This window comes from Kitasatospora sp. NPDC051853 (assembly GCF_044452665.1).
Taxonomy (GTDB): Bacteria; Actinomycetota; Actinomycetes; order Streptomycetales; family Streptomycetaceae; genus Kitasatospora.
Genome location: NZ_JBITBY010000006.1, coordinates 366,217 through 377,179, shown reverse-complemented (window position 1 = coordinate 377,179; position 10,963 = coordinate 366,217). Strand labels below are relative to the sequence as shown.

The window sequence follows — 10,963 nt, the reverse complement described above, 5'->3', positions numbered from 1 at the left end:
GGGGCGGTGACCCGCCAGGCGGGGACCGGCCGCGCCTTGCCCTTCAGGCTGAGCGGCGCGACCGGCGCGAGGGTGACCTGCCCGCGCGCCATGGCCGCGGTGTCGGCGCAGAGCAGCACCTCACCGGGCCGGGCGGCGGTCTGGAGACGGGCGGCGGTGTTGACCGCGTCGCCGATGACGCGGAAGTCGTCCCCGGGCCGGGTGAGCACCACGACGTCGCCGGTGCAGATCCCGGCCCGCGCCTCCGGTGCCACGCCGTACTCGGCGCTGAGTTCGGCGGTGAGTCCGGCCAGGGTGGCCAGCGCCCCGGTGGCGGCGCGCACCGCCCGCAGCGCGTCGTCCTCGTGGGCCGTGGTGGCGCCGAAGACGGCGAGGACGGCGTCGCCGATGAACTTCTCCACCGCGCCGCCGTGTTCGGCGACGGCGTCGACGCAGCCGGCGAACCACCGGTCCATCACCCGGCGCAGTGCCTCCGGGTCGAGGCGTTCGGCCAGGGCGGTGGAGTCGACGAGGTCCAGGAAGAGCGCGGAGACCTTGCGCCGGGTCTCGCGCTGCGGGCCGGCGGCCAGCGGAGTGCCGCACCCGGCGCAGAACCGGTCGGTGTCGGCGACGCTCCGCCCGCAGCCGGCACAGGTCACGGCCTGCCCTCCGGAGCCGGCCTGCGCTCCGGAGGGGCCGAGGCTGAGGCTTCGGCCGGCTGGTCGGGGGCCGCCCCCGCCGTCCCGTCAACTGCCTTGTCCAGGACGGGAAGTGCGCTGCGGGCGTAGACCCCGGCCAGCACGATCACGATCCCGGCGGCCACCAGTACGGTGTCGATCGGCCCGAACCGCATCCCGAGCAGCGTGGCCCGGAAGCCGTCCAGCCCGGTCCCGGCGATCCAGCCGGAGAGCACCGCGCCGAGCATCGACGCGAGCCGGGTGGCCGGGTAGAACACCGCCATCACCCGGGCCCGGAACTCGGCCGGGGCGGCGTCCAGCAGGAGCGGTGACAGCGCGCTGTTCAGTACGGTGATCGGGAGCGCGAAGACGAAGAGCAGGGCCGTGGCGGCGAGGAAGTTGCCCTGCCGTGAGTACAGCACCAGCAGGACACCGCTCACCAGCAGCGCGACCCAGGCGGCGCGGCGCGCCCCGATCCGCTCCACCACGCGGCCGGAGGCCAGCGCGCCGAGGATGCCGCCGATCCCGGTCGCGGTGCCGAGGTAGCCGTACAGCTGGGCGGAGACGTGCAGGTTGTCGGTGACGAAGAAGACGTTCAGGGCGCTCAGCGCCCCCGCGCCGATCTGGCCGATCACGGACATCAGCAGCAGCGCGACCAGGAAGCGGTTGCCGCTGTAGAACCGCAGGCCGTCCACGAAGTCCCGGACCAGGCTCGGCCGTTCGGCCTTCGGCCGGGTCCGGCGGGGGGCCGCCGAGGGGTCCGGGCGCACCGACCGGATGGCGAACCAGGACACCACGTAGGAGAGCGCGTTGAAGAGCAGCGCCCACTGGATGCCGACGGTGAACAGCAGTGGCGCGGCCAGCGGCGGCCCGATGATCCAGGCGGTGGTGCCGGTCGCCTGGGCGATGCCGGCCGCGCGGGCCCGCTCACCCTCCCCGGTGACCATGTCGGCGATGACGGAGATCCGGGCGGGGGTGAAGAACTGGCCGACGGCGTTGAGCACCGCGACCGTCAGGTAGATCAGGGCGAGCCAGAGTCCGATCGGGAGGGCGTCCGCCGGGAGGAAGGAGACGGCGGCCAGCACGCCGACCAGCCCGCCGCGCAGCACCTCGGTGCCGAGCATGGTGCGCCGCCGGTCCCAGCGGTCGACGAAGACACCCGCCAGCGGGCCGACGACCAGGACGGAGAGGCTGGTCGCCAGCACCACACCGCTGACCGCCTGCGGCGCCCAGGGCCGGCCGGCCGCCAGGTCGGTGGCCACCCAGAGCACCAGGGCGGTGGAGAAGACCGCGTCCCCGACGGTGGAGAGCGCCTGGCCGAACCAGAGCCGGGTGTACTCCGGGCTGATGAGCACCCACCGGCGGCGGCCCGCGGGGCGGCTCACCGGGCACCCGCCGAGGAGACCAGCAGCGCCATCAGGGCGGTGACCAGGGTGGTGTGGTACGCCGCCGCGAAGAACTCGCCGGCCGGGGCGGACGGCGGCGCGGCGGTGTTGGCCGAGCGTCCGGGGATCGCGCCGTCCGGCCGCTGGGCCCGGGCCAGGCAGGCGAGGGCGTCCCGGCCCCAGGGGGTGTCCAACGGCCGCTCCCCCAGGCAGACCTGGGCCATCATCAGCTCGGCGGCCAGGTCCCACCAGTCCCGCCGGACGCAGTGCTCCAGCACGGCCCGGACCAGTTCCCGGGCGCCCGTCAGCTGCTCGGCGGAGAGCGGCGGGGCGGTCCGGCCGAAGTCGGTCAGGTAGTAGCTGGAGTGCGTGACCGCGTACGCCTGCGGAATGCTGACCGGCGGCTCGCCGTCCGGCGCCGTCCGCTCAGGCACCGCCCGCTCCCGCACCACCGCGGGCAGCGTCACCAGCACGTTCCGTTCGGCGAGTTCCGCGTACGACTCGATGTCGTGGCGGGCCCGCGCCTGGTCGCCGTAGTACCGCAGTTCCAGCCGCAGGTACGGTGACAGGCCGTCGACCGCGGCCCGGTCCAGCACCGTCCCGTCCGGCGGACCGTCCGGGTCGAGCGCGGCGTGGACCAGCCCGTAGTAGGTCGCCTGGGCCGGAACGGCGGTGACGAGCCGTCGGACCTCGGGCTGCCGCCAGAGGGTGCGGACCAGGTTGGTCACCCGGCCGAACCGGGGGTCGCCCTCGTCGGCCGTCCGGGCCCAGCAGTGGCGGAGCAGCGCCAGCTCCAGCGCGGCCTTGGCCTTGCCGTGTGCCGAGGTGCCGTGCGCCGAGGCACCGGCCTGGGGCGAGAACGGGTCGAACCAGGCGAGGTGGCGCTCCAGCCAGTCGAGCGCACCGTCCCCCACCCGCCGGAGCCCGGCCGGCGGCGCGACCTCGGCGATGTCGGTCGGCATGGCTACAGACGTCCCGTCAGGTCCAGGTAGTCGAGCAGGGCCGCGTCCACCGAGTCGCGGAAGGCGGCCAGGGTCCGCCGGTCCTCGTCGTGCTGGTACAGGTCCTCGCAGCCGACCCAGCGCTCCTTGGTGACCTCGCTCGGCAGGTAGCCGGCGGTGACGGAGCCGACCTCCCACTCGGTCTTCCCGGCCGTCTCCCAGCAGCTGGCCAGCGTGCCGTCCGCGCTGACCACCGCGCCGTAGCGGCCGTCGCCGTGACCGCAGGTGGCGCACGGGCGGTACGCCTGCGGGCGGGAGACGGTGAAGCCGAGGTCGAGGGCCCGGCGCTGCCAGCCGGAGAAGCGGGCGGACAGCTCGCCGGTGTGCAGCAGGTCGTTGCCGTAGCCGATGCCGACGTCCCCGACCTGGGCGAAGTAGAGGGAGCAGCGGGCCGGGTCGAGCGCGCCGGCCAGGCGGTCGATCAGCGCGTCGACGCCCAGGTAGGTCTCCTGGGAGACGTTGACCCGGAGCTGCCAGCGGAGTTCGGAGACCTCGGAGGCCCGGACGATGTTGCGCACGATGGTGTCGAAGGTGCCGCTGCCGTCCGCGCGCCCGATCCGGATCCGGTCGTGGTCGGGCCGGTCGCCGTCGAAGGTGATCTGCACGCTGCGCAGCCCCCGCTCGGCGAGCTGGGCGGCCAGCCTCGGCTTGAGCAGGGTGGCGTTGGAGATCATCCGGGCGTGGCCGAGGCCGTGGTCCGCCGCCCGCTCCAGCAGTTCCAGGCAGCCGCGCGGGTTGAGCAGCGGCTCGCCGCCGAACAGCAGGATGTTCATCCTCTCCAGCTCGGCGGCGGCCATCTGACGCCGTGTGAAGTCGAGGATGTCGGTGATGGTCCGCGAGCTCAGCCTGGTCCGGGCGATCCGGGGCGGGCGGGCTCCGCCGGTCAGGTCCTGGGCGGTGTTCTGGAAGCAGTAGCCGCAGCCCAGGTTGCAGTGCGTGCTGGTGAGCACGGTCAGCTCGTAGGCGCGCGGCGGGGTGGTGGTGAACATCCCCAGCTCGCGCAGCCGGTTCTCGGCGCCGGCCTCCAGCCCGCCGTCGGCGGTCACCTGGGTGTCGCGCAGTCGGGCCAGGCCGCCGCCGGGGCCGAGGAACCACCAGGTCCGCTCGCCCTGGAGGATGCGTGCGCCGTCGCTCAGGGTCCGGGTCACCGGGCACCGCCCAGCACCGGCTCGCCGACCCGGCTGTTCAGCAGGGTGACCGTGGTCAACGCCGCCACGACCGTGGCCTGGTACGACTTCCGGAAGAACTCGACGGTGGTCCCGTCCTCGGCCGCCCGGTCGGCGGACCGTCCCGGGATCGCGCCGCCGGGGGCCTGGACCTCGATCAGCATCCGCAGGACGGCCGCCCCCGAGGAGGTGTGCAGCGGGTCGAGGCCGAGGCAGTGCTGCGCCAGCAGCAGCTTCGCGCCGAGCTCCCACTCCTGGCCCCGCACGGCGAGTTCGGTCAGCCGGTCCACCCGGTCGCGGGCGTGCGCCAGCTCACCGTCCGTCAGGTCCGGGGCGTGGCCGCCGAAGTCGGTCAGGTGGAAGACCGTGTGCGTCACGTCGCACACCTCCAGGTCGGTGATCGGCTGTCCGTCGCCGTGCTCGGCCAGCAGGCTCGCCCGGTACAGCGCCGGGTAGTCGCCGAACCGGTGGGCGAGCCCGAGGAGATCGGCGTAGTACCTGGTCTCCAGCTGCCCGAAGGGCGTCCTCCGCTCGGGCGCCAGGGCACGGCCGGCCGTGAGCCCGGTGAGCACCTCGCGGTAGGAGTCGTGGACGGCGCCGGCGGGTGCGAGCGCGCCGTACATCAGTTGGAAGCCCGTGGCGTAGCGCGGGTCGAGGGTGAGCAGGCCGAGGTGGTCCGGGTCGCGCCAGACCCGCCCGAGGACGGCGGTCACCTCGTCCAGGCCGGGGTCGGCCGGGGTCGCCCGCTCCCAGGAGCGGCGCAGCAGGGCGAGCTGGAGCAGGGCCTTCACCCGTGGGGTCACCGGCAGCTCGGCCCGTCCTGACGGGGAGTCAAGGAACTCGGCGTGCAGCCGCACCCACCGGAGCAGGCCCGCCGACAGCCGCCGCACCGTCGCGGTGTCCGGACCGACCGATCGCGTCATCATGGTTCTCCCTGGGGGTCGCACTCTGCTGGGCCACCTGCTCGGCGATGTCGGCGGCGCGGGCCGCACCGAGCGTCGCGGCGAGCCGGCGGCCGAGGCGGCGGGCGTTCTCGCGCAGCCGGTCGTCCTGCCAGGCCGCGTCGAGCCGGGCCCGCTGGTCGGGCTCCGGTGTGTTCGGGAGGTGCACGGCCGCGCCGGCCCGTCGGCAGGCGGCGGCCAGCACCGGCTGCTCGGAGCCGTTGGGGGAGACTCCGAGCGGGAGACCGCGCTGCAGCGCGGCCAGCACCGGGGCGGAGGTGCCGTTGGTCAGCACCAGCCCGGCCCGGTCGAGCAGCGGCCCCAGCCACGGTCTGCGGACCAGCAGGACGTCGGCCTCGGGGGCGGGCTGCGGGTCGGCGGTCCGTCCCTGTTCCACCACCGCCTGGAAGCGTCCGCCGGTGAAGGTGGTGTTGAGTCGGGGCCACGGGCTGCCGCCGCCGAAGAAGCGGCCCAGGTGCACGTAGACGACCGGCTTGCCGCAGCGGTCCAACGCTCCTGTGATGTCCGCGAGTTCCGCCCGGTCGGCGGCCGGTTCCCAGTCCAGCGGGCCCACTTGGTACGTCCGCTCGGGCAACTCGGCGCCGGGGTACTCGAGTTCCGGGATGCCACGGAGCAGCAGGGCGTCGCCGTGCAGCGGGTTCTCCGGCCGGCGGGGTGCCCGTCCGGCCAGTCCGGCCTCTTCCCGGACCGCCGCGTACAGCTCCAGGCACTCGTCGGTGCGGTTCTGCCTGGTCCGGCCCCACTGCGGCTCGTCCGCGCCACCGCTGCGGTAGTTCCACAGGTGGACCGAGAGGCCGATGACCACCACCGGGAGGTCCAGCGCCTCGGCCGCGAGCAGGGTGCCGTTGCACAGCACCGAGGTGACCAGCAGGTCGGCCCGGGCCTGCCGGGCGGCCCGTACGGTCGCCCGGTACTGCGCGGCTCCGGTGGTGCCCCACCGGGCCGCCGAGAACGCCTGCCGCCCCCCGAACTCCTCCGCCGCCGCGAACGGCAGTCCCGCCTCGTCCGCGAACGGCGCGGCGGTGGACCGGCCGAGCAGGCTCACCCGGTGCCCCCGGCGGGCCAGTTCCCGCCCGGCGGCGATCGCCGGGTAGAGGTAGCCGCCGTCGCTGAGCGGGCAGAGCAGGATGTTCACGGCATCTCCCGGTCGGGGCGGCCGGCCACCGGGCCGGCCGTCCGGATGGCGGCGGCGAACGCCGTCGCCCGGATGGCCGGCCCGGTTGGCACGACTCGACGGATCAGGCCAGGTCGGCCCGGTTGTTGATGACGCAGACGTCCTCGACGGCCTCCTCGCCCAGACCGTGCGCCACGACGTCGACGTCCTCGGCCTCGGCGGCGTTCTGCTCCGGGTTGATGTTCTCCGACATGGTGTCCTCCTCTGTCGTGGCGGCGTCCGCTACGCCGTCCCGGAAGAGAAGTTAGGGATCCGCGGTATGGCCGTGCCTGGCCGCCGGTTCGGCGGCGGTATGACGGCTGGTCAGCGGCTACGGCACCGGCTCGAACAATGTCAGGTCCACTTCCGAGCCGTAGTCCTGGTACCCCGTCACCGGATAGCCGGTCGGCCGCGGGCCCACCGGCCCGCCCACCGTCTCGCGCGCGTAGGCGTGCAGCAGCGCGGGCATCTCGTAGCGCAGCCCCGTGCCCCCCTCCCCGCCCTCCTCCGGCTGGGCCACCGCCACCAGGGCCTCCTCCAGCAGCCGTTCCAGCACCCGCACCGCCGTCCCCGGATCGCTCCCGAGCACGGCGGCGGCCTGGTCCGGGGTGAACACCCGCTCCTCGCACAGACCGAGCCGCAGCGCCGTCCTGCGCCAGGCCTCGGGCAGGTGCCGGAGCGACTCCGCCAGCCGGGCCCGGACCGCCGGGTCCGCCCCGCACAGCTCGTCCAGCAGCCCCCGGCCGCCCGCCAACCGCGCGGCGTACTCCCCCAGCGGGACGTGCCGCAGGAAGGCCAGCCGGTCGGCCACCAGCCGGACCCCGAGCGGCAGCAGCCCGGCCGAGCGGACGATCCGCCCGGCGGCCTCCCGGTCCGCGTCGACCCGCGCCGCACCGATCACCCGGCCGAGGAACTCCACCGCCTCGGCCGGCTCGAAGGCGCCGAGCCAGAGCCGGTGCGCCCCCTCCAGACCGATCAGCCCGGGGCGCGCCGTCACCAGCACCGCGCTCTCCCCCGCCTCCGGCAGCAGCGGTCTGACCTCGCTCTCGCACCGCGCGTCGTCGACCACCAGCAGCGCCCGACGCCCCGTCAGCCACAGCTGCCACTCCCAGCGCGGATCCGCCGACGCCGCCCGGTCGGGGGCGACGGCCGCCAGCAGTTGGCGCAGCACGTCCTCCACCGGCCGCGCCCGCCCGTCCTCGCCGCGCAGCCGGACGAACAGCCGGCCGTCCGGGAAGCGCTCGCCGAGCCGGTGCGCCACGTGCGCGGCCAGCGCGGTCTTGCCCGCGCCGAGCGGGCCGCTCACCACGGCCAGCCGGCCCTCGCCCCCGACCAGGACCCCGGTCAGCTCCCGGGCGGCGGCCTCCCGCCCGGTGAAGGTCAGCGGATCGCAGGGCAGCAGGTTCGGCCCGACCTCCCGCCCCTCCCGCCCCTCCCGCCCCTGACGGCCCTGACCGCCCTGACCGCCCGTCACCGGCCACGGTCCTTCGGTGGCCTGGGCCTCCAGCAGCGACCGGTAGCACCGCTCCAGCGCCGGGCTGGGCGGCAGCCCCAGTTCGTGGGCCAGCGCCTGGCGCAGCTCGTCGTACACCGCCAGCGCCTCGGAGCGCCGCCCGGCCTGGCTCAGCGCGTTCATCTGGAGCATCCGCAGCCGCTCCCGGAACGGGTGCCGCTGCGCGACCTCCGAGACCCGGGCGACCGCCGACGCACCGCCACCGGTGGCCAGGGCCGCCTCCACCCAGTCCTCGAAGACCACCAGCACCCGTTGGTCCAGCCGCTGCGCCACGGTGTCGATCAGTGGCACGTCCCGGAGCCCGTCCAGCACCGGCCCCCGCCACAGCTCCAGCGCGGCGGCCGGCGCACCGGTCCAGGCCCGCTGTTCGAAGCCGAGCACGTCGAACTCCTCGGCCACCGTGTGCAGCACGTACCCGCCGCTCTGGTGGCCGATCCGGGTCTCGGAGCCGGCGCCGAGCAGCCTGCGCAGCGCGCACACGTACACCTGGAGGTTCTTCCGCGCCGTCCGGGGCGGTGCGTCCCCCCAGAGCGCCTCGGCCAGCTCGTCGGCGGAGACCCGCGTATTGGCGTGGCACAGCAGCGCGGCCAGCATGATCTGCTGCTTGCGCGGCCCCGGATCGACCGGGCGACCGTCCGCCAGCACCTGCAACGGACCGAGGATGCCCAGACCGACGGCCATCAGACCGACTCGGGGCCGGTGGAACGCGGACCGGCCGGATTCCCCGCCCGCCGAAGAGCCACCAGGGCGTCAAAGACCATGCTCCACTCCACCGTTGTCGTCGGATCCGTACCGGGGCACGCGGAGAGCGGGCCTCCGCTCTCCACCGCACCTCGACGGAATCCCCTCCTGAACCACATGACTGCCTGCCCATGCTCGCGCCAAGCAGCCACCGCGACAAGAGGTGATCGACGCCGTCCTCGTCCTCCTCGCAACCACGCCTGACGGAAGGTCAGCCGACGCGGCGGCGGCGCGAGGGGCGCCCCCGCGAGCGACTATGATGCACCGAGCGTGATGGAGCACTGACTGCACGTCATAGTGAGGGAAGCCTTGGCCATCGAGTTGCCCGGTGAGTTGGTCTGGGTCGCGGACGTCCTCGGGCTCCACTGGCCGGAGGTGGACGAGGACCGGGTCCGGGAGTTCGCCGGGCGGGTGCGGCAGTTCGCGGCCGAGCTCGACGGGGGTCACCAGGCTGCGACCGCGACCGTCCGGGGGATGGCGGAGTGCTACGAGGCCGGCTCCTACCGGGTGTTGGCGGAGCGCTGGCGGAGCATGACCGTCGAGCACCTGGACGAACTCGTCGCCGTCTGCGGCGTGGTGGCGACCACGATCGAGCTGGCGGCCGACGCGGTGGTGGTGGCGAAGACAACGGTCATCGCCCAACTCACGTTGGCGGCACTGGAATTCGCCGCAGCCACTGCGGCCACCGCGGCCACCCTGGGCGCGGCGGCAGCGGCCGAGGCAGCGTTGGTGGAGGCGACCCGACGGGTCGTCGACGGGATCCTCCGGGAGCTGGAGGAGCGGATCGTCGCCGAGCTGGTGGCGCAGGCGGTGGAGCCCCTGGAGCGGGTGGTGGAAGGGGTGTTGACCGGCTTGACCTTCCTCGGGGCCGGGGCGGCCGCCGGGCCGGGCGCGGGGGCCGGCAGCGCGGGAGTCGGCGCTGCGGGGGCCGGCGGTGCGGGGGCCGGCGGTTTCCGGGTCGTGCCCGGGGAGTTGCTGCGCCACGCCGAGCTGCTGCACGAGCAGGCCGCCCAAGTGGCCTTTCACGTACGGTCGTTCGAGGCCGTGGCGGCGGGGGTGTCGTTCGGGTGAGCGATCGGCTCGTGCAGGCGCTGGAGGAGGCCGCCCGGAGGATCGGGCAGCGGTTGGGGCGGGAGGCGGGCCACGCCGTGGTCGGCCTGTACCGGCAGACGGGGGAAGGCACCCGGACGGTGGCCCGCCGGGTGGTGGAGACCGACGAGGCCCTCCGGCGGGAGGTCGACGCGCTGGCCGAGCGGTTCGGGAGCCGTGCTGCCGTGCCCCCTCCGAGGAGGGGGCCGGACGGTGCGTCAGGGGCAGGTGTAGCGGAAGGAGACGGCTGAGGTGTGGGCGGTCGGGGCGTCGACCTGGAGGGTGGCGGTGGCGTCGAGGGTGCCCTGGCCGTGGAAGGACCAGCGCAGGGTGAGCTGGGTGGTGTGGTGGCCGGGCTCGACGCGCTGGGTGAGGGGGCCGGAGTCGGTGCCGTCGCTGCGGAGCCAGCGGTAGGAGACGTCACCGGCGCCGCCGTCGGTCTCCAGCGCGGCGGTGATGACCTGGGTGCCGTCGCAGGGCAGGTCGGCCGAACCGGTCTGCACGGAGACGGAGTTGACGGCCACCGGGCGGCCGTAGCGCTGCCAGGCGAACCAGCCGAGCAGGGCGAGGGCCAGGAGGAGCACCAGGAGGAAGAGCGCCCAACGGCCCCGGCGACGGGGGCGGGGCGGGGGTTCCTGCTGGGCCGCGCCGTGCCAGACGGCGGCGGCCTGCGGCGGGACGCCCGGGCCGAAGCGGCGCAGGCCGCCGTCCGGCGCGGTGGGCTCGGGGGCGGGGCTGGGGACCGGGACGGGAGTCGGCGGCGGGGTCCGGTCGAGGCGCTCCGTCAGGGCCGTCGCGGTCATCTCGGTGGTCGCGTCGAGGGCGACGCCACCCGGCGGGAGCTTGACGGTGGCCTCGGCGTCGGGGGCGGCGGCCGGGGAGAGCTTCACCGTGGCGGCCGGGTCGGCCGGGGTCAGCTTCACGGTGGCGTCGGGAGCGGCCGGGGTCAGCTTCACCGTGGCGTCGGGAGCGGCCGCCGGGGAGAGCTTGACGGTGGCCTCGGCGGCGTCCGGCGCCAGACGGACCGTCAGTTCCGGGTCGGCGCCGGCAGCGGCACCCGCGCCCGCGCCCGCACCCAGGCGGACGGTCGCGTCGGCGGGCGCGAGCTTCACCGTCTCCTCGGCGGCGCCACCGAGCCGCACCGTCTCCTCCGGCAGTTCGTCGGCGGACTGCCGGAGTCGGACGGTCCCGTCCTCGGCCGGGCGGACCGGGCCGAGGGGCAGGGGGGTGTCCTGCTTGCCGAGGCGGACGGTGGGGTCGGGCTCGGGGGCGGGGGTGGGCGGGGTGGTCATGCCGG

The 10,963-nt window shown here is 75.2% G+C and carries 10 protein-coding genes and 1 pseudogene; 2 read left to right on the top strand and 9 right to left on the bottom strand.

Going from position 1 to position 10,963, the window contains the following annotated elements; all coding sequences use genetic code 11:
• Positions 1-44: 44 nt before the first annotated feature.
• The 8 genes and pseudogenes from ACIA8O_RS19860 to ACIA8O_RS19825 all read right to left on the bottom strand — a co-directional run.
• Positions 45-638, bottom strand: a pseudogene (locus tag ACIA8O_RS19860) (adenylate/guanylate cyclase domain-containing protein); the annotation flags it as partial.
• A complete protein-coding gene (locus ACIA8O_RS19855) occupies positions 635-2,041 on the bottom strand; it encodes an MFS transporter (protein ID WP_396295207.1) in 1,407 nt (468 codons plus the stop codon). The pseudogene ACIA8O_RS19860 and the gene ACIA8O_RS19855, both read right to left, overlap by 4 nt.
• Positions 2,038-3,003 carry a DUF6895 family protein gene (locus ACIA8O_RS19850; protein WP_396295206.1) on the bottom strand — a complete coding sequence of 322 codons (966 nt, stop codon included), beginning with the start codon at positions 3,001-3,003 and terminating at the stop codon, positions 2,038-2,040. Before ACIA8O_RS19850 ends, ACIA8O_RS19855 begins: the two co-directional genes overlap by 4 nt.
• A 2-nt stretch (positions 3,004-3,005) precedes the next feature.
• A complete protein-coding gene (locus tag ACIA8O_RS19845; RefSeq protein WP_396295205.1) occupies positions 3,006-4,190 on the bottom strand; it encodes a radical SAM protein in 1,185 nt (394 codons plus the stop codon).
• Entirely contained in the window at positions 4,187-5,131 is a 945-nt protein-coding gene (locus tag ACIA8O_RS19840; RefSeq protein ID WP_396295204.1) for a DUF6895 family protein, read from the bottom strand. The genes ACIA8O_RS19845 and ACIA8O_RS19840 overlap by 4 nt, the downstream gene beginning before the upstream one ends.
• Complete coding sequence (locus ACIA8O_RS19835) at positions 5,040-6,305, bottom strand: glycosyltransferase (RefSeq protein WP_396295203.1); 1,266 nt, start codon at positions 6,303-6,305, stop codon at positions 5,040-5,042. Before ACIA8O_RS19835 ends, ACIA8O_RS19840 begins: the two co-directional genes overlap by 92 nt.
• 103 nt (positions 6,306-6,408) lie before the next feature.
• On the bottom strand, positions 6,409-6,537 hold the full coding sequence (locus tag ACIA8O_RS19830; protein ID WP_396295202.1) for a hypothetical protein: 129 nt from the start codon (positions 6,535-6,537) through the stop codon (positions 6,409-6,411).
• Positions 6,538-6,654: 117 nt separating this feature from the next.
• Positions 6,655-8,517: a BTAD domain-containing putative transcriptional regulator gene (locus ACIA8O_RS19825; protein WP_396295201.1), complete on the bottom strand. Its 1,863-nt coding sequence runs from the start codon at positions 8,515-8,517 to the stop codon at positions 6,655-6,657.
• Between the two features lie 369 nt (positions 8,518-8,886).
• Here ACIA8O_RS19825 and ACIA8O_RS19820 point away from each other — a divergent pair, with 369 nt between their 5' ends.
• Both ACIA8O_RS19820 and ACIA8O_RS19815 read left to right on the top strand, forming a co-directional pair.
• Complete coding sequence (locus ACIA8O_RS19820) at positions 8,887-9,648, top strand: hypothetical protein (RefSeq protein ID WP_396295200.1); 762 nt, start codon at positions 8,887-8,889, stop codon at positions 9,646-9,648.
• Positions 9,645-9,917 (top strand): hypothetical protein, encoded by a 273-nt coding sequence (locus ACIA8O_RS19815; protein WP_396295199.1) that lies wholly within the window; start codon positions 9,645-9,647, stop codon positions 9,915-9,917. Before ACIA8O_RS19820 ends, ACIA8O_RS19815 begins: the two co-directional genes overlap by 4 nt.
• On the opposite strand, the gene ACIA8O_RS19810 is transcribed toward ACIA8O_RS19815, so the two are convergent.
• Positions 9,885-10,958, bottom strand: coding sequence for a hypothetical protein (locus ACIA8O_RS19810; protein WP_396295198.1), 1,074 nt, complete (start codon positions 10,956-10,958; stop codon positions 9,885-9,887). The two genes, ACIA8O_RS19815 and ACIA8O_RS19810, sit on opposite strands and share 33 nt — an antisense overlap.
• Between the last annotated feature and the right edge of the window lie 5 nt (positions 10,959-10,963).